General features: G+C 69.3%; 13 protein-coding genes. 5 read left to right on the top strand and 8 right to left on the bottom strand.

Features of this window, described 5'->3' with window-relative positions:
* Nucleotides 1-17: 17 nt before the first annotated feature.
* Nucleotides 18-950: a trypsin-like serine peptidase gene (locus ACZ6YV_RS28610; RefSeq protein ID WP_465512547.1), complete on the bottom strand. Its 933-nt coding sequence runs from the start codon at nt 948-950 to the stop codon at nt 18-20.
* 223 nt (nt 951-1173) lie between these two features.
* Between ACZ6YV_RS28610 and ACZ6YV_RS28615 the strand changes: the two genes are divergently transcribed.
* Nucleotides 1174-1578 (top strand): hypothetical protein, encoded by a 405-nt coding sequence (locus ACZ6YV_RS28615; protein WP_465512548.1) that lies wholly within the window; start codon nt 1174-1176, stop codon nt 1576-1578.
* Here the strand turns inward: ACZ6YV_RS28615 and ACZ6YV_RS28620 are convergent, their stop codons facing one another.
* Nucleotides 1579-2973, bottom strand: a complete 1395-nt coding sequence (locus ACZ6YV_RS28620; RefSeq protein WP_465512549.1) for an alpha/beta hydrolase — start codon at nt 2971-2973, stop codon at nt 1579-1581.
* 28 nt (nt 2974-3001) lie between these two features.
* Nucleotides 3002-3472, bottom strand: a complete 471-nt coding sequence (locus tag ACZ6YV_RS28625; protein WP_465512550.1) for a MerR family transcriptional regulator — start codon at nt 3470-3472, stop codon at nt 3002-3004.
* A gap of 38 nt (nt 3473-3510) precedes the next feature.
* On the opposite strand from ACZ6YV_RS28625, the gene ACZ6YV_RS28630 reads away from it, so the two are divergent.
* Complete coding sequence (locus ACZ6YV_RS28630) at nt 3511-4146, top strand: class I SAM-dependent methyltransferase (protein WP_465512551.1); 636 nt, start codon at nt 3511-3513, stop codon at nt 4144-4146.
* Nucleotides 4147-4183: 37 nt separating this feature from the next.
* Here ACZ6YV_RS28630 and ACZ6YV_RS28635 read toward each other — a convergent pair whose 3' ends face one another.
* Together ACZ6YV_RS28635 and gltB are read right to left on the bottom strand one after the other, a co-directional pair.
* On the bottom strand, nt 4184-5692 hold the full coding sequence (locus ACZ6YV_RS28635) for a glutamate synthase subunit beta (RefSeq protein WP_465512552.1): 1509 nt from the start codon (nt 5690-5692) through the stop codon (nt 4184-4186).
* Nucleotides 5685-10253 carry a glutamate synthase large subunit gene (gltB, locus tag ACZ6YV_RS28640; RefSeq protein WP_465512553.1) on the bottom strand — a complete coding sequence of 1523 codons (4569 nt, stop codon included), beginning with the start codon at nt 10251-10253 and terminating at the stop codon, nt 5685-5687. Before gltB ends, ACZ6YV_RS28635 begins: the two co-directional genes overlap by 8 nt.
* Before the next feature lie 323 nt (nt 10254-10576).
* Here gltB and ACZ6YV_RS28645 point away from each other — a divergent pair, with 323 nt between their 5' ends.
* Together ACZ6YV_RS28645 and ACZ6YV_RS28650 are read left to right on the top strand one after the other, a co-directional pair.
* Nucleotides 10577-11362, top strand: a complete 786-nt coding sequence (locus ACZ6YV_RS28645; RefSeq protein WP_465512554.1) for an SDR family oxidoreductase — start codon at nt 10577-10579, stop codon at nt 11360-11362.
* A gap of 12 nt (nt 11363-11374) precedes the next feature.
* Entirely contained in the window at nt 11375-12439 is a 1065-nt protein-coding gene (locus tag ACZ6YV_RS28650) for an NAD(P)H-dependent amine dehydrogenase family protein (protein ID WP_465512555.1), read from the top strand.
* Between the two features lie 346 nt (nt 12440-12785).
* On the opposite strand, the gene lgt is transcribed toward ACZ6YV_RS28650, so the two are convergent.
* From lgt to ACZ6YV_RS28665, 3 genes are read right to left on the bottom strand one after another with little or no spacing between them, the layout of a single operon-like run.
* Entirely contained in the window at nt 12786-13829 is a 1044-nt protein-coding gene (gene lgt, locus ACZ6YV_RS28655; RefSeq protein WP_465512556.1) for a prolipoprotein diacylglyceryl transferase, read from the bottom strand.
* A gap of 29 nt (nt 13830-13858) precedes the next feature.
* The gene (locus ACZ6YV_RS28660) at nt 13859-15028 is read right to left on the bottom strand and encodes a M20 metallopeptidase family protein (RefSeq protein ID WP_465512557.1); all 1170 of its coding nucleotides are present in this window, start codon (nt 15026-15028) and stop codon (nt 13859-13861) included.
* A complete protein-coding gene (locus ACZ6YV_RS28665) occupies nt 15025-16167 on the bottom strand; it encodes an amidohydrolase family protein (RefSeq protein ID WP_465512558.1) in 1143 nt (380 codons plus the stop codon). Before ACZ6YV_RS28665 ends, ACZ6YV_RS28660 begins: the two co-directional genes overlap by 4 nt.
* Nucleotides 16168-16263: 96 nt before the next feature.
* Here ACZ6YV_RS28665 and ACZ6YV_RS28670 point away from each other — a divergent pair, with 96 nt between their 5' ends.
* The gene (locus ACZ6YV_RS28670; RefSeq protein ID WP_465512559.1) at nt 16264-17637 is read left to right on the top strand and encodes a glutamine synthetase family protein; all 1374 of its coding nucleotides are present in this window, start codon (nt 16264-16266) and stop codon (nt 17635-17637) included.
* Nucleotides 17638-17674 lie beyond the last annotated feature (37 nt).

Genomic DNA, 17674 nt, shown 5'->3' on the forward strand with positions numbered 1-17674 from the left:
GACGGGCGACGGGCTGATCAGGCGGCCTGCGCCTTGTTGTAGAGGTTCTGCGCGTCCGTGCCGAAGTACGGGCCGAACATGTAACCCGGCAGGAAGTTGTAGCCGAAGCTGTTCACCGAGGCCTGGACGCCCGCGCCGGTCGCCTCGCTGAAGTTGAGGAACCACGGGCCGCCGCTCGAACCACCGGTCATGTTGCAGTTCATCCCGTGGTCCTTGGTGAGCAGGAAGTCGGTGAACGTGCTCCCGCTGCAGTAGACCAGCTTCGTGCCGTCGTACGGCGCCGCCGCCGGATACCCGAACGTGTACATCGACTGGTTGCGCGCCTGGTTGAACGCGATGCCCTGCGCGCCGACGACGTCGGTCAGCTTCTGCCCGTTGAGCGGGTTGACCACCGCCGCGCCGACGTCGTAGTTCATGTCTTCGCTCGCTTCCCACTGCGGAGTGGTCAGCGTGCTCTTCGCGGCCCAGGTGCCGTAGGGCGTGTTGCCGTTGTTGTAGCCGGGAGCGAAGGTCCAGTTCGTGTGCCAGGCCCCCTGGTACTTCACGCAGTGCCCGGCGGTGATCACGACGCTGCCGTTCGTGCTGGTGACCGCGTCACCGGAGCACGACGCGTTCCGCCCGCCCATGGTGAAGAACACGCGGCCGGCGGTCTGCACGACCTTGCCCGCGCCCGTCCACGCGCCTCCGCCGTTGGGGATGCTCTGGATGATGGCGCTCTTGCCCTTCGCGACATCCTTCGGCGTGAAGGCGGGCGCGTCGACCAACTGGTCGATCGGCACCGCCGACCTCATCCGTTCGGGTGTCCAGTAGGCCGCCACGGCCTGCGCGTCGACCGCCGCTTGATGGTGGGCGGGCGCGGCCTGCGCTGGACTCACGACAGCCGTCAGCGCCGTCACCGCCAGCCCCGTGAGCGCCGCCAGGATCCCCGTCCGGAAAGCCGTCCTCTGCATGGCGTACCACCTTTCGCCACCGGTGAATTGCCGTATGACTTGCACGACATTTCGAAAGTATTTGTCCTGCTACCGTGCGTACAAGCGGCCGTTCGGCCGCATCCGTGGCCGCGTATGGGCCGTTCGGCCGAACATGATGTCGATCCCGCGCCAGTGAGACCGGACGCCGTCTGGGCGTCTGTGTCGCCACCCGGAAGAGTTAGCCTTGCTTGTGGGGATATCCGTGGACGGTTTCGCCCGGCTGGGCACGTACGTTTTGGCGCCGGTCGCCTGGATACTTCTGACACCGATCGCGGTCGGCTTCGGCGATCCCAGTGGCCTGGTCTGGCCGTCGCTTCTCGTTGTGGTCGGAGCGGTGCTCCTGTCTGTCGCCGTAGGGTGGGCGATCAATCACGGATTCGGCTTCAGGATCTCGCCGTACACCTCGCCCGAGTCCGCCGCGGTCACCGTGCTGACGTTCGCCGTCGGACCGTTGATGCTGCTCGGCGGCCTGCTGGTGGCCTGGGTGTGCTGGGCGCGCGTCAAGCTGGGCGAAGACACCTCCGCCGAAGCCGCCGCCGGGGTCATGACAGGGATCCTGGTCGGCGGCCTCGGCTGGCTGGGCTTGGCCCTCCTTCTGTTCGAGTGATCAAGCAGGGCAGTGCGAATCGGCGGCCGGAAGGGCGCCGTCCCGCAGATACCGCACGACGAAGTCGTTGCCGCAGGCGTTCTCCTTGGTGAAAACGCCGTGCCCGCCGGCGTCGACCGTGACGAACTTGGCCCGTCCGCCCAGCGCCGAACGCAGTTCCCTGGCACCGGACAACGGCGTCGAGGGATCGCGGAGGTTCTGCACCAGCAGGATGTTCGACGGGCCGCGGTCGTGGATCCGCACCGGGCGTTCGCGACGCTCCACCGGCCAGAAGGCGCAGGGAGTGATGTTCGAGGCGGCGGGGCCGAACATCGGATGCGTCACGCGGGCGCGCTCGACCGCCTTCTGGTAATAGCGAACGCTTTCCGGCCAGTCGGAGTCGTTGCACAGCACCTGGAGCTGGAGGGCGGCATGGTTGTCGTCGTCGAGCGGCCCGCCCTGCGCTGACGCAGCCGGAGCGGCCCATTGCGCGGCGAGGCCGGGGAAGTTCGCGTCGTCGTACAGCGCTCCCCAAGTGTCCGTCCGGACTCCCGGGCGTTCCTCCACCAGTGCGAAGAACTTCGCCGTCACCTCGGCGGGTGTCCTCCCGAGGTGGTAGATGTCGTCCCGTGCCGCCGCCCAAGCCGTGAAATCACCGAAGCGGTCGTCGAAACCGTCCGCGATCCGCTGGTGCGCCCGGACATCCAGCCCGTCGGGGCCGAGGAGGCTGTCCAGCACGATCCGGTCCGTCTTCGCCGGGAACATCGACGCGTAGGAAGCGCCGAGGTAGCTCCCGTACGAGACGCCGTAGAACGAGATCTTCCGCTCCCCCAAGGCCTCGCGGATCCGGTCCATATCGCGCGCGGTGTTGGCGGTGGTCATATGCGGCAGGAGAGCCGCGGTCTCCGACTCGGCGCATTGCCTCGCCACCACCCGGGATTTCGCCGCCTTTTCGACGACGTCACCCGGGCCGTCCGCGTACGGTCCGGTGAGGATGAACCGCTGATCTTCGGTCAGATCGCAGGTCACCGGCGTGCTGTAGGTGGTCCCGCGCGGGTCGAAACCGATGACGTCGTAGCTGTCGAGCAGGCCGGTGTGCCCCTGACGCTCCGCGAGTTGCGCGGGCATAGCCAGGCCGGGGCTCCCGGGACCGCCGGGGTTCATCAGCAGCACGCCCCGGCGCTTCGGCGAGGTGCTCGCCTTACGGGAAACGGTGAGTTCTATGGTCCGGCCGCCGGGGTCGGCGTAGTCCAACGGCACCTTCAGTTTCGCGCATTCGAGGCCCGCGGTCGGTGAGGGTGTCATGCCATAGTCCGGACAGGGTGACGTCCACTTCAGTGCCGGAGCCGCTTCGGCTGTCGCCGGAAGCGCTGCGGCCAGTGGCAGGAAAGCCAGTATCGCCAACGTTTTTCTCATGCCGGAGAGCTTGGCGCGACCGGCGGCCCTACCGCGTCAGACCGGAGCCTGATCCGGGACCTCGACCTTCGGTAGGAGACGGGGCTTCCTTCAGCACACCCTCGGCCAGCCGCGTCTCCACGACGCGCGCGAAGCTGGGGCAAGTCCGGATGTCCTCGTGCGGACAGGCCAGGACATGAGCGATCGCTGTCCTCGCCGCCTCGATCCGGGCGAGCCGCCGGTCGAGTTCAGCCAGCTTCCGCCGATGCAGTTCGCGCCAGCCTTCCGCGGCCCGCTCACGCGCGGCGATGAGCTCCTTGAGCTCGCGCAAGGTGAAGCCCACGTCCTGCAGCAGCAGGATCTCCCCGACCCGCCCGATCGCCGACGGCGGATACCTCCGCTGCCCGGAGACCCTGGCGGGAGGTGGCAGGAGGCCGATCTCCTCCCAGTAGCGCAGGCCCGAGGTGGCGACCCCGGTATGGCTCGCCAACTCGCCGATCGTCAACTCGCCTTCGCCCATCTTGACTTCAAGCGTACTTGAAGCCGTTGACTCGATTCATGACGAAAACAGGCGGACTTTTCACCGAACACGTATTCCCCAAGCTCTTCCGGCAGTTCGGCCATCCCCGCGGGCCGGTGGGGCAGGTGGTCGGCTGGGTCATGGCGAACAGCGAATCCAACCGGCGGCGCAACGGCTGGGTGGTTTCGCTGCTGGAGATCCGGCCCACGGACCGGGTCCTCGAAATCGGCTTCGGCCCTGGTCTCGCCGTCGCCGAAGTGGCGGGCCTGGCGGGCCGGGTCCACGGCATCGACCACTCCGCGGCGATGGTGCGGAAAGCCACCCGGCGCAATGCTCGCGCGATCCGCTACGGCCGGGTCCGGCTCGTGCACGCTTCCGTGGATCGGTTGCCGGAATTCGGCGAACCCCTCGACGTGATCCTGGCGGTCAACTCCGCCAAGTTCTGGGCGGAGCCCGCCGCGCGGTTACGCGATCTGCGACGCCTGCTCCGGCCTTCGGGACGCATAGCGCTGGCCATCCAGCCACGGTGTCCTGGCGCCGACGGCGCCACCACCGCGCAGGCGGCCCAGGAACATCATGACCTGCTCGTCGAGGCGGGATTCACCGCGATCCGCGTCGAGACGCTCGACCTCGATCCACCCGTCGCCTGCCTGCTGGCCGTCAACCCGGGGTGAAGGTGCGCGCCGACGACACTGTCGGCGCGGACCGGGATCAGACGACCGCGAGCGGCAGCGCTGTCGGGTGCACAGGAGCGGGCAGGTCCGAAGCGCCGGTGAGGTAAGCGTCCACCGCGCTCGCCACCGAGCGGCCCTCGGCGATCGCCCACACCACCAGCGAAGCACCGCGATGCGCGTCGCCGCAGACGAACACGCCGGGCGACTCGGTCTGCCAGTCCGCACCACACGAGAGCGTGCCGCGTTTGGTCAGCGACAGCCCGAGCCCGTCCAGCAGCGGCATGTGCTCGACACCCTCGAACCCGATCGCGAGCAGCACGAGGTCGGCGGGCAGTTCCTCGACCTCGTCGTTGACCGGGATGACCTCACGCCGTCCGGTTTCGGGATCCTTCTGGACCCGCACCTGCTGCACTTCGACGGCGCGCACGTTTCCGTTCTCGTCGCCGGTGAAACGCTTCACCGCGACGGCGAACTTGCGCTCGCCCGCCTCCTCGTGCGCCGGGTAGGTGCGCAGGATGTACGGCCAGGTCGGCCACGGCGAGCGCTCGTCGTCCCTTGTGGACGGTGGCGTCGGGTACTGGTCCAGCTGTGTCACCGAAAAAGCGCCCTGACGGGTCGCGGTGCCATAGGAGTCGGCACCGGTGTCACCGCCGCCGATGATGACCACGTGCTTGCCGGCCGCGTCGACCGGCGACGGGCCGTCACCCTCGACGTACTTGTTGGCCGGGACCAGATGCTCCATCGCCAGGTGGATCCCGGACAGCTCACGGCCGGGCGTCGTCGTGTCGTCGCGGCCGCGCAGCGCGCCCACGGCGAGGACCACCGCGTCGTAACCGGCCCGCAGTTCCTCGACGGTCAGGTCGACGCCGACCTCGCAGCCGGTGACGAACTTCGTGCCCTCCTTGCGAAGCTGCGCGAGCCGCCGGTCGAGGACCTTCTTCTCCATCTTGAACTCGGGGATGCCGTACCGCAGCAGGCCGCCGAGGCGGTCGTCCCGTTCGTAGACGGTCACCTCGTGGCCGGCGCGGGTCAGCTGCTGCGCGGCGGCGAGCCCGGCGGGACCCGAGCCGACGACAGCGACCCGCTGCCCCGAAGACACCGCCGAGATCTGCGGCTGCACGTAGCCCGCTTCCCAGGACTGGTCGGCGATCGTCTGCTCGACCCGCTTGATGGAAACCGGACCGCCGGACAACGGCGAGATCGACAGGACGCAGCCCGACTCGCACGGCGCGGGACACAGCTTCCCGGTGAACTCGGGGAAGTTGTTGGTCGCGTGGAGCCGGTCGCTCGCCGCGGCCCAGTCGCCGCGGCGCACCAGGTCGTTCCACTCCGGGATCAGGTTGCCCAGCGGGCAGCCGGAACCACCGGAATGGCAGAACGGGATACCGCAGTCCATGCAGCGCGAAGCCTGCTTGCGCACCTTTTCGTTGCGCTCGCCGGGTTCGACGTCGGCATACACCTCGCCCCAGGTGGCGAGACGGTCCTGTGTGGACTTCTTCTTCGGCTCTTCGCGTTCGTGCTTCAGGAAACCCGTCGGATCAGCCACGAGCGGCCTCCATGATCGCTTCGTCGACGTCGCGGCCCGCGGCACGTGCCGCCTTCGCCGCGTCAAGGACACGCCGGTAGTCGCGGGGCATCACCTTGGTGAACGCCGCCGAGCGACGCGGCCAGTCGCCGAGCAGCGACGCGGCCACGGCCGAACGTGTGAGGTCGTAGTGCTTCTGCACGGTCTTCTTGAGCCAGGCGAGGTCCTCGGCCGACGGCGGCTGGAGGTCGACCATCTCCTCGTTGACCCGGCCGCGGTCGAGGTCGAGCACGTAGGCCTCGCCGCCGGACATACCCGCGGCGAGGTTGCGCCCGGTCGGGCCGAGCACCACGGCCTGGCCACCGGTCATGTACTCGAAGGCGTGGTCGCCGACGCCCTCGGCGACGACCACCGCGCCGGAGTTGCGCACGCAGAAACGTTCGCCGACCTGGCCGCGCAGGAACATCTCGCCGCCGGTGGCCCCGTAGGCGAGGGTGTTCCCGGCGATGGTCTGGCCCTCCGCCGCGAACTTCGCGTCCGGATGCGGGCGCACGATGATCCGCCCGCCCGAAAGCCCCTTGCCGACGTAGTCGTTCGCGTCGCCGACCATGTCGAGGGTGATGCCGCGCGGCAGGAACGCGCCGAGCGACTGGCCGGCGGAACCGGTCAGCAGCACGTGGATCGTGTCCTCGGGCAGGCCCTCGCCGCCGTAGCGGCGGGTGATCTCGGATCCGAGCAGGGTGCCGACGGTCCGGTTCACGTTCCGCACCGGCAGCTCCAGCCGGACCGGATGCGCGTCTTCCAGCGCCGCCTCGGCGAGCTGGATCAGTGTCCGGTCGAGCGCGTGCTCCAGGCCGTGGTCCTGCGTCCGCGTGCGCCGCTTCGCCCCGCCGTACGGAGTCTCGGTGGGCATCTCGAAGATCGGCGAGAGGTCGAGACCGGAGGCCTTCCAGTGCTCGATCGCCTTGTCCGTGTCGAGCACCTCGGCGTGCCCGATGGCTTCGTCGAGAGTGCGGAAACCGAGTGCCGCCAACGTTTCCCGGACTTCTTCGGCGACGAACCGGAAGTAGTTCACGACGTGGTCGGCCTGGCCGGTGTACCGCTTGCGCAGATCCGGGCTCTGGGTCGCGATGCCGACCGGGCAGGTGTCGAGGTGGCAGACGCGCATCATGACGCAGCCCTCGACGATCAGCGGCGCCGTCGCGAAGCCGTACTCCTCCGCGCCGAGCAGCGCGGCGATGACGACGTCGCGTCCGGTCTTCATCGCGCCGTCGACCTGCACGGTGATCCGATCACGCAAACCGTTGAGCAGCAACGTCTGCTGTGTCTCGGCGAGCCCGATCTCCCACGGTGTGCCCGCGTGCTTGAGCGAGTTCATCGGGGAGGCGCCGGTGCCGCCGTCGTGCCCGGAGATCAGCACGACGTCGGCGTGCGCCTTGGACACGCCCGCCGCGACCGTGCCGACGCCGAGCGAGGACACCAGCTTCACGTGGATGCGGGCGTTCTCGTTGGCGTTCTTGAGGTCGTGGATCAGCTGGGCGAGATCCTCGATCGAATAGATGTCGTGGTGCGGCGGCGGCGAGATGAGCCCGACGCCCGGCGTCGAGTGCCGCGTGCGGGCGATCCACGGGTACACCTTGTTCGGCGGCAGCTGCCCGCCCTCGCCCGGCTTCGCGCCCTGCGCCATCTTGATCTGGATGTCGTCGGCGTTGACCAGGTACTCGCTCGTGACACCGAACCGGCCGCTCGCGACCTGCTTGATCGCGCTGCGCCGCTCCGGGTCGTAGAGGCGTTCGGGGTCTTCCCCGCCCTCACCGGTGTTGGACCGGCCACCGATGCGGTTCATCGCGATGGCCATCGTTTCGTGTGCCTCGGCCGAAATCGAGCCGTAGGACATCGCACCGGTGTTGAAGCGCTTGAAGATCGCCTCGACCGGCTCGACCTCGTCCAGCGGGACGGGCTCGCGCGCGCCCTCGCGGAAGGAGAACAGCCCGCGCAGCGCGCCGCCCTGGCGGTACAGGCGGTGCACCTCGTCGGAGTACTGCTTGTACACCTCTTCGCGGCCGGTCTTCGTCGCGTGCTGCAACAGGAAGACGGTCTCCGGGGTGAACAGGTGCAGTTCGCCCTCGCGGCGGTACGCGTACTCGCCGCCGGTCTCGAGTCCACGGTGGACGCGATCGGTCGGGTTGTCCGGGTACGCGCGGCGGTGGCGCGTGGCGACCTCTTCGGCGAGCACGCTCAGCCCGACTCCGCCGAGCTTCGACGACGTCCCGGTGAAGTACTCGTCGAGCAGATCCTGGGCCAGCCCCAAGGATTCGAAGACCTGCGCCGCGGTGTAGGCGCCGACTGTCGAGATGCCCATCTTCGACATGATCTTCAGGACGCCCTTCACGAGCGCCTTGACGTAGTTCCGGATCGCCGTGGCGGGCTCGATCCCGGTGACCGCACCGGTCGAGATCATGTCCTCGATGGTCTCGAAGGCGAGGTACGGGTTCACCGCCGCGGCGCCGTAGCCGAGCAGCAGCGCGATGTGGTGGACCTCGCGGGCGTCACCGGTCTCGACGACCAGCGCGACCCGAAGCCTTTCCTTGGTGCGCACCAGATGGTGGTGCACCGAGGACACCAGCAGCAGCGACGGGATCGGCGCCATGCGGTGGTCGGAGTCGCGGTCGGACAGTACGAGCGTGCGCGCGCCGGCCTCGATCGCTTCGGACGCCTCGCGCCGGACCCGCTCGATCGCGGACGCCAGCGCGTCGGCCCCGCCGTCCACTTCGTACAGTCCGGAAAGGACACTGCACGCGAAGCCGGGGAGGTCGCCGTCGTCGTTGATGTGGATCAGCTTGGCGAGCTCGTCGTTGTCGATCACCGGATACGGCAGCTGCACGTGACGGCAGGAGGCCGGACCGGGGGCGAGCAGGTTGCGCTCGGGCCCCATGATGCGGCTCATCGAGGTGACGAGCTCTTCGCGGATCGCGTCCAGCGGCGGGTTGGTGACCTGCGCGAAGTTCTGCTTGAAATAGTCGTAGAGCAGCCGCGAACGCTGCGACAGCACCGCGGGCGGGGTGTCCGAGCCCATCGAGCCGATCGGCTCCATGCCCTTGACCACCATCGGCGCGAGGAGGATCTTCAGCTCTTCTTCGGTGTAGCCGAAGGAAAGCTGGCGCCGCAGCACGGAATCGTGGCTCTGCACGATGTGGTCGCGGTCCGGGAGGTCGGCGATCTGCAGCAGACCCGCGTGCAGCCAGCCCTCGTACGGGAGTTCCTTGGCCAGCTCCGACTTGACCTCTTCGTCGTCGACGATCCGGCCCGCCTCGGTGTCCACGAGGAACATGCGACCGGGCTTGAGCCGGCCCTTGGCCACGACGTCCTCGGGGGCGACGTCGAGGACCCCTGCCTCACTGGCCAGCACGACGCGGTCGTCGGCGGTGCGCCACCAGCGGGCGGGGCGCAGGCCGTTGCGGTCCAGCACCGCGCCGACGAGGGTGCCGTCGGTGAAGGTGACACAAGCCGGCCCGTCCCACGGCTCCATCAGGCTGGCGTGGAACTGGTAGAACGCACGACGCTGGGCGTTCATCCCGGCGTGGTTCTCCCACGCTTCGGGGATCATCATCAGCACCGCGTGCGGCAGCGGCCGCCCGCCGAGGTGCAGCAGCTCCAGCACCTCGTCGAACGAAGCGGAGTCCGACGCGTCGGCCGAGCAGATCGGGTACAGCCGGGTGAGGTCACCGGCGATGAGGTCCGATTCGAGCAGCGCCTCGCGGGCGCGCATCCGGTTGCGGTTGCCCCTGATGGTGTTGATCTCGCCGTTGTGCGCGACGAACCGGAACGGGTGCGCCAGCGGCCACGACGGGAAGGTGTTGGTGGAGAACCGGGAGTGCACGAGCGCGATGGCGCTGGTGAGCCGGGTGTCGGTCAGGTCGGCGAAGAAGAGCGGGAGCTGCCCGGGGGTCAGCATTCCCTTGTAGACGATCGTCCGCGAGGACAGCGACGGGAAGTAGGTGCCGCAGCCCGCGGTCACGCTTTCGTTCTCGACGCGCTTGCGGAGGCAGAAGGCCAGGCGGTCCAGTTCGAGCCCGCCGGGACGGCGTCCGTCGGCGACGGCTCCCGCGACGAACAGCATCACGAAATGCGGCATCACCGAACGCGCTGTCGGGCCGATGCCGGCGCGGTCCGCGTCGACAGGGACCTCACGCCAGCCGAGGACGTCGAGGCCTTCTTCGGTGGCGATTCGCTCGATCAGGGCGACGGCCTTGTTCCGCTCCTCGATGTCCGAGGGCAGGAAACCGATCCCGGTCGCGTAGGTCTGGTGGCCGTCGGCGTCCGCTTCGGGCAGCGCGAAGTCCACTTCCGCCCGAAGCAGCTCGTCGGGGAGCTGCACCAGGATGCCCGCACCGTCGCCACTGGTCGGTTCCGCGCCGGCGGCACCACGGTGGTCGAGGTTCGTCAGCGCGGAAAGACCGTCGGTGACGATGCCGTGCGAACGTCGCCCGCGGACGTCGGCCACCATGGCCACACCGCAGGAGTCCTGTTCGGATTCGGGATCGTAAAGACCCTGTTTGCCTGGAATGGCGGAGAAGATCATGAAGGGACCTCCTTCGTCGTCTGTGCTCAGCGGCCGGACGGGCCGGCCGGGGGATGCGCACGGGACGACGATGGCCCGTTCGTTAGCGCGACTTTAACACCTGTGAAACACGTCGGCACCAGTTCGCCGGGCGGGAAAGCCCGTCGATGGGTAACGATCTGGACGCCCGGAACGACTGAGTTCCTGATGGGGTCACGGTAGTTCGTTCCGCTAAGTATATGTCTTGTTCCGGGATGTCACGAGACACGGTGAGGCGACCCTAGTCACTCCGGACACTCTTCGCCCACCGGGGCACTCAACTAGAACATGTTACAGTTCCGCGCATGATCCTGGACCGTTTCCGGCTCACCGACCAGGTCGCCGTGGTCACCGGCGCCGGACGCGGGATCGGCGCGGCGACGGCCGTGGCGCTCGCCGAAGCCGGCGCCGACGTGGTGATCTCGTCCCGCACCGAAGCCCAGCTCGACGAAGTGGCGGCCCTGGTCGCCGCCACCGGCAGGCGCGCCCACGTGGTCCCCGCCGACCTGAGCGATCCGGCCGCCGCGGCCGAGCTGGCGCGGATCGCGACAGTGGAGTTCGGACGGCTGGACCTGGTGGTCAACAACGTCGGCGGCACCTATCCCCGGCCGCTGCTGGAAACCGGCACCGAATTCCTCGAAGAAGCCTTTCGCTTCAACGTCTCCACCGCGCACGCGCTGACCGTCGCGGCGGCACCGTCCTTACTGGAGGCGGGCGGGTCGGTCGTCAACATCTCGTCGGTGATGGGCCGCGTGACCGGCCGGGGCTTCGCCGCGTACGGGACGGCGAAGGCCGCGCTGGCGCACTACACGCGGCTCGCGGCGGCCGACCTCGCGCCGAAGGTGCGGGTGAACGCGATCTCCGTCGGCTCGGTGGCGACGTCGGCGCTCGAAGTGGTGGTGGGCAACGACGAGCTGCGCGGCCGGATGGAAGCCGCCACGCCGCTGCGCCGCATCGGCGAGGCCGAGGACATCGCGGCCACCGTCGTGTTCCTGGGGTCGCGCGCGGGCCGGTACGTCACCGGCAAGATCATCGAAGTCGACGGTGGACTGCAGGCCCCGAACCTGGAACTGGGCCTGCCCGATCTGTAGGAGGCGAACGCCGTGCGCGTGGTCCAGTGGAGTACCGGGAACGTCGGGCGTCACGCGCTGGCGGGGATCGACGCCCGGCCCGATCTCGAACTCGCCGGGGTCTGGGTTTCGAGCGAGGCCAAGGCGGGCGTGGACGCCGGGGAGCTGGCCGGGCTCGGGCGCTCGCTCGGTGTCTCCGCGACGACCGACGCGGACGCGCTCATCGCGCTGAAGCCGGATTGCGTGCTCTATACGGCGATGGCCGACGACAGGCTCGTCGAAGCCGTCGAGGACCTGAAACGGTTCCTGCGCGCGGGGATCAACGTGGTGTCCAGCAGCCCGGTGTTCCTCCAGTACCCCGAAGGTGTCGTCCCGCGGGAGCTGATCGAGCCGATCCGCGAGGCCGCCCGCGAAGGCGGCGCTTCACTGTGGGTCAACGGCATCGACCCCGGTTTCGCCAACGACTGGCTGCCGCTGGTGCTCACCGGCGTCTGCGAACGGATCGACGAGGTTCGCTGTCTGGAGATCCTCGACTACTCGACGTACAACCAGGCCAAGGTGCTGTTCGACATCATGGGCTTCGGGCGGGAGATGGACGACCTTCCCCTGCTGCTGCAGCCCGGTGTGCTGTCGCTGGCCTGGGGCAGCGTCGTGCGGCAGCTCGCGGCCGGGCTGGACGTCGAACTCGACGCCGTCGAGGAGGTCTACGAGCGGCTTCCGGCGCCCGAGACGTTCGAGATCGCCTCGGGGACGATCAAAGAGGGCACGGCGGCGGCGCTGCGGTTCGAGGTGCGAGGCATGCGCGGCGGACGGGCGGTGTGCGTGCTGGAGCACATCACGCGCCTGCGGGGCGACCTCGGCCCGGACTGGCCGCAGCCGTCCGGGCAGGGCTGCTACCGCGTCCAGGTGACCGGTGAGCCCAACTACGTGCTGGACCTGCGGCTGGTCGGGACCGACGGCGACCACAACACGGCCGGGCTGAAGGCGACAGCGATGCGGCTGGTGAACGCGATCCCGGCGGTGGTGGCGGCTCCGCCCGGGCTGCTGACGGCGCTGGACCTGCCTCTGGTGACAGGGCGGGGCCTGGTCTCCCCCTGAGGTATCGCGCGCCGGGGTCGCGTCGAGCGTGTTCCAGCGGCGAACTCGCGTGATTGGGGACGGAACACGCGTGACTGAAGCCGGAACTCACGTGACTGGAGACGGAACACGCGTGACTGGATGGACAACACACGTGACTGTGTGGACGACCCGCGGTGAGGCTCGGTCGCGAGCGTGTTGTCCGTCCGGACACGCGAAAGTACCGGCTGGGGCCAGTGGGTCGTGAGTGGTAAGTGTCGTTAGAACGACACTTACCACTCACGACCGCTGGTCGGCGAAGTAATGAAGGCCTCCTTTGCCTACCTTGAGCGTAGGGAAGGAGGCCTTCACGGACTTGCTCGGAGCGCTACTTTTCGGCGTCGGGCTTCGGGTCCTCGGTCGCCTTGTCGGCGGCGGAGTCCCGGACCGTGTCCGGAGCCGCGGCGACCTCCGCGTGTGCTTCGTCCTTGGGTTCCGCAGGCTCGGCGGACTCGGCGGACTCGCCTTCCCGCGGCACGTCCTTGCTCCACAGCGTTTCCGGCGCTTCCCTCGGCCCCCGCTTGGCGGCCAGGACGAAGTACACGATCGCCGCGACGAACAGGATGATCGCGGTCCACACGTTGACCCGCAGGCCCAGGATGTGGTTCGCGGTGTCGGTCCGCATCAACTCGATCCAGAACCGGCCCGCGGTGTACCCGGCGACGTACAGCGCGAACACGCGGCCGTGGCCGAGGCGGAACTTCTTGTCCGCCCAGATGACCAGCAGCGCGACACCGAGGTTCCAGATCAGCTCGTAGAGGAACGTCGGGTGCACCGGGCTGTCCTGCAGCGGGATGTGCCCGATCGCGATGCCGTTCAGGAAGTCGTCCGGGTTGTTCACGTTGATGCGCTGGTAGATCTCCAGACCCCACGGCAGGTCGGTGTGCGCGCCGTAGAGCTCCTGGTTGAAGTAGTTGCCGAGCCGCCCGATGGCCTGCGCGATCACGAGCCCCGGCGCGAGCGTGTCCGCCATCGCGGGCAGCGGGATCCCCCGGCGGCGGCAGGCGATCAGCGCGCCGACCGCGCCGAGCGCGACCGCGCCCCAGATGCCGAGGCCGCCGTCCCAGATCTTCAGCGCGTCGATCGGGTTCTTGCCCTCGCCGAAGTACAGCTGGTTGTCGGTGATGACGTGGTACAACCGCCCGCCGACCAGGCCGAACGGCACCGCGAAGACGGCGACGTCGATGACGGTGCCCTTCGTGCCGCCACGGCTCACCCAGCGCCGCTCACCCAGCCAGATCGCCACGATGATGCCGGCGATGATGCACAAGGCGTACGCCCGGATCGGGACCGGCCCGATATGCCAGACGCCCTGGTCGGGGCTGGGGATGGTCGCGAGGAACGCTGCCGAGGCGGTATTCACGTCGGCCACCGTAGCGCTTCATCCACTTCTGGGGACCGTCAGCCCTCGACGGCGGCCAAATAGCCTGCGATCAGCGCCGACGCGACCTGCCGGATGGCGGAGTCGGGCGGCAGGAACAGTTCGTCGTGCAGGCTGGGCGCGCCCGCGGTGTCGCCGAGGCCGACGAACATCATCAGCCCGCGCGTCATCCCGCAGTAGTGCGCGAAGTCGTCGGCGCCGAACGACCGGAAGTCGGTGTCCACGCCCGCCCCCGCCCGGACGAGCCGCCGGTGCGCGTGCTGGGTGAGCCCGGCGTCGTTGTGCAGTACCGGCTCGCACGGGCTGATCTCCAGCTCCGCCCGGCAGCCGTGCGCCTTCGCGGTGCCGTGGACGATCTCGGCGAGCCCTTCCAGCGCGAGGTCGCGGTCTTCGGCGCGCATCAGCCGCAGCGAGCCGGACAGGCGGGCTTCGTTCGGCACGACGTTCGCCGTCCGTCCCGCCTCGATCCGGCCGACCGAGCAGACCGCGCCGAACACCGGGTCGACCCGGCGGCTCGCGAGCTGCTGCAGGCTCACCACGAGCTGGCTGAGCGCGAGGATCGGGTCGCGCAGCAGGTGCGGGTAGCCGGCGTGCCCGCCCTGGCCGCGGACGATCACGTCGAACTCGTCTGTCGAGGCGTTGACCGGTCCCGGCACGGCTGACACGACGCCCGCCGCGAGCCGCGGCTGGACGTGCGCGCCGATGACGGCGCCGACGCCGTACTCGGTGAGGACGCCGGAGTCGACGATGTCCAGCGCGCCCGACGGCGAAGTCTCCTCACGCGGCTGCAGGAGCGCGAGGATCGGCCGCGGTACCCCGACGACGGCCGCCGCGCGGCAGGTCGCGACGAGCGCGGCCATGTGCACGTCGTGCCCGCACGCGTGCATCAGCGGCGTCTCCGAAGCCCACGGGACCCCGGTGCGCTCCGTGACCGGCAACGCGTCCAGTTCGGTGCGCAGCGCCACCGCCGGTCCCGGCCCGGTGCCGGGGAACAGCACGGCACGCCCGGTCTTGGCGACCAAGACCCCTTCGTCGGCGCCCAGCGCCTGGACGAGGACCCGCGTGGTGTCCTCTTCATCCCCCGACGCGCGCGGATCGGCGTGCACCCGGTGCCGCAACTCGATCGCGGAAGGCAGCTCCGCCTCGACGGCGGCCTCCCACCGGTCCTGCAGTTCGTCCAGTTCCGTCATGTCCCCTCCAGCCCGTACACCCGTTCGGCGTTGCGGTGCCCCACCAGCGCCACTATCCGATGTGCGTCCACTTCGGACAGTACGTCCGCGGTGAGCCCCGCGGACAGGAAATCCGACAGTCCCTGTCGGAACAGCGCGGTGCCGAGGTGGTAAAGCTCGGCCAGCCCGAACGCGTCCGTGGAGAACAGCAGCTTCCCGAACGGCACTATCTCCATTGTCTCCGCGATGATCGCGGGCGCACGGTGACCGACGTTGTGCGTCGCGAGGCCCACGTCCATGAACACGTGCTCGAAGACCTGCGCCAGATACGCGGCGTTCCGGTGGAAGGGATAGTTGTGCAGCAACAGGATCGGCACTCCGCGTGACCGCGTCGCCCGCAACAGCCCGGTGAGCAGCAGCGGATCGCACCGGTGCAGGTCCACGTCGGAATCTCCGAAGCCGACGTGGAACTGGATCGGCAACGCCAGATCCATTCCGGTCCAGACGAGGAACCGGTGCAGCACCTCGTCGGCGAGCCGGACCGGTTCGCCCGCCTCGATCCTGGCGAGCCAGCGGCCCGCCGCCTCGATGACTTCGGCGTCCGTGGGCCGCTCCCCCGCCAGTTCGAGGCCGACCCGGTAGGCGGCGATGGACTTGAACCCCACCGCCGTCGTGGCACGTTTCGCCAGTTCAGCGGCGAAGGCCGAGGCGAACCCTGCCGCAGTGGTGGACTCGATCACCGCTTCGGCGACCTGTTCGAGCCGGACGATGTCCCGCGCGCGGGCCCCGGACAGCTGCGCGAACTGCTCGGTCGTGGTCAGCGAGTCCGGCAGGAAACCGCCGTCGAGCAGGAACTCGGCCGTGCCGGTGGCGCGCAGGAATCGCGCGTTGACCTCGGCGGCGCCCAGTTCGGCGCGACGGGCGAGGTAGACCTCCGCGGGGACGTGCGGCGGCAGGTCCAGCATCGGGGCGCAGCGGGCCCGGACCGCGAGCCCGATCAGCGAGTCGAACAGGGTCGTGCCCAGTGACGAGACGGTGTCGGCCTCGGTGAGCATCTGTTCGAACTCGATCCGGCCCAGGTCTCCGGTGACGACGCCGTGGCAGTGGTGGTCCACCAGCCGCGTCGCGGCCACGAACGGCAGGATCCCGGGTCCCGGCATGAGCGCGTCCCTTCTCGTGATCGACGAATCGCGCCTCACCCTATGGCCGGATCCGGGCATGGCAAGGGGCCCGGGATGGGGCCAGGATGAGCAACCATGGTGAACCGGGAAGAACTGACCGCCCGCGCGACCGCCCTCACCGCGGATCTCCGGGCGAAGGGTGTCGAACTCGTGGCGCTGACCTTCGTGGACAACGCCGGGATAGCCAGGGTCAAGGCGGTTCCGCTGCGGAAACTGCCGTCCGCGGCCGCGTGGGGTGTCGGTGCTTCGAAATCCTTCGACTTCTTCGGTTCCGACGACGTCATCACCGGTGGCGAGCATTCCCTCGGGCCGGTCGGCGACCTGCGGCTGCATCCGGACCTCGACGCGCTGACCGTGCTCGCCGGGCAGCCCGGCTGGGCCTGGGCACCGGTGACGAAACTCGACCAGGAAGGCGAGCCGCATCCGCAGGATCCGCGCGCGCTGCTGGCGACGGCGGTGGAGCGGCTCGCCGCGCGTGGTCACCGGGCGCGGATGAGCTTCGAACTCGAATGGATGGTCACCAGCGCCGACACCCCGGACGATCCGACGTCCGCCACCGCGGGCCCGGCGTACGGCTACGCGAGGCTTTCCGAGCACGCGGACTATCTCCGCGCCCTGGTGTCCACTTTGGACCAGCAGGGGGCCGGGGTGGAACAGATCCATCCCGAGTACGCCGACGGCCAGTTCGAACTGTCCGTCGCCGCCGCCGATCCGGTGCGCGCGGCCGACATCGCCGTCCTGACGAAGGAGACGATCCGCGCGCTCAGCCACCGGCACGGGCTGAAAGCGTCCTTCACCCCGAAGTTCGCGCCCGCCGGCGTCGGCAACGGCGGGCACGTGCATCTGAGCGTCTGGGACGGCGGGCGGAACCTCTTCTACGGCGGGGAACGGATCTTCGGGCTGACGCCGGTCGCCGAGTCGTTCAGCGCGGGCATCCTGCGGCGGCTGCCCGCGCTGCTCGCGATCGGGGCGCCGTCGGTCGTCAGCTATCTGCGGCTGGAGCCGCACCACTGGGCCGGGGTGTACGCCGCGTGGGGGCTGGAGAACCGGGAGACGCCGCTGCGGCTGGTGCGCGGGGTCGCCGGCAACCGTGAGTCGGCGGCGAACCTCGAGGTCAAATGCTTCGACCTGACCGCGAATCCCTATCTACTGGCCGCCGCACTGCTGTTCGCCGGGATGGCCGGTGCCGACGAAGAGGCGTCGCTGCCCGAACCGGTGGACGTGGATCCGGGAACGCTGACCGAGGCCGAACGCGCCGCGCGCGGGATCGAGCGGCTGCCGATGAACCTGGCCGACGCCGTCTCGGCGTTCGAAGCGGACAAGGGCCTGGCGGCCGCGTTCGGCGCGCCGCTGGCGACGACGATCGTGGACGTGCGGCGGGCGGAGATCGAGCGGTTCGCGCACGCAAGCGCGAAGGAGGTCACCGAAGCTCAGCGGTGGCGGCACTGAGCGGGGCTGAAGGGGACTTTCCCCGCGTCAGATACAG

The sequence above is a fragment of the Amycolatopsis sp. NPDC102522 genome, assembly GCF_055584485.1.

Bases quoted from the DNA above. Each gene is read 5' to 3' on its own strand.
- ACZ6YV_RS28620 (WP_465512549.1), bottom strand. From the start codon at position 2,973: ATGAGAAAAACGTTGGCGATACTGGCTTTCCTGCCACTGGCCGCAGCG.
- ACZ6YV_RS28625 (WP_465512550.1), bottom strand. From the start codon at position 3,472: ATGGGCGAAGGCGAGTTGACGATCGGCGAGTTGGCGAGCCATACCGGG.
- ACZ6YV_RS28665 (WP_465512558.1), bottom strand. From the start codon at position 16,167: ATGCCGGGACCCGGGATCCTGCCGTTCGTGGCCGCGACGCGGCTGGTG.
- ACZ6YV_RS28660 (WP_465512557.1), bottom strand. From the start codon at position 15,028: ATGACGGAACTGGACGAACTGCAGGACCGGTGGGAGGCCGCCGTCGAG.
- gltB (WP_465512553.1), bottom strand. From the start codon at position 10,253: ATGATCTTCTCCGCCATTCCAGGCAAACAGGGTCTTTACGATCCCGAA.
- ACZ6YV_RS28610 (WP_465512547.1), bottom strand. From the start codon at position 950: ATGCAGAGGACGGCTTTCCGGACGGGGATCCTGGCGGCGCTCACGGGG.
- ACZ6YV_RS28645 (WP_465512554.1), top strand. From the start codon at position 10,577: ATGATCCTGGACCGTTTCCGGCTCACCGACCAGGTCGCCGTGGTCACC.
- ACZ6YV_RS28630 (WP_465512551.1), top strand. From the start codon at position 3,511: ATGACGAAAACAGGCGGACTTTTCACCGAACACGTATTCCCCAAGCTC.
- ACZ6YV_RS28670 (WP_465512559.1), top strand. From the start codon at position 16,264: ATGGTGAACCGGGAAGAACTGACCGCCCGCGCGACCGCCCTCACCGCG.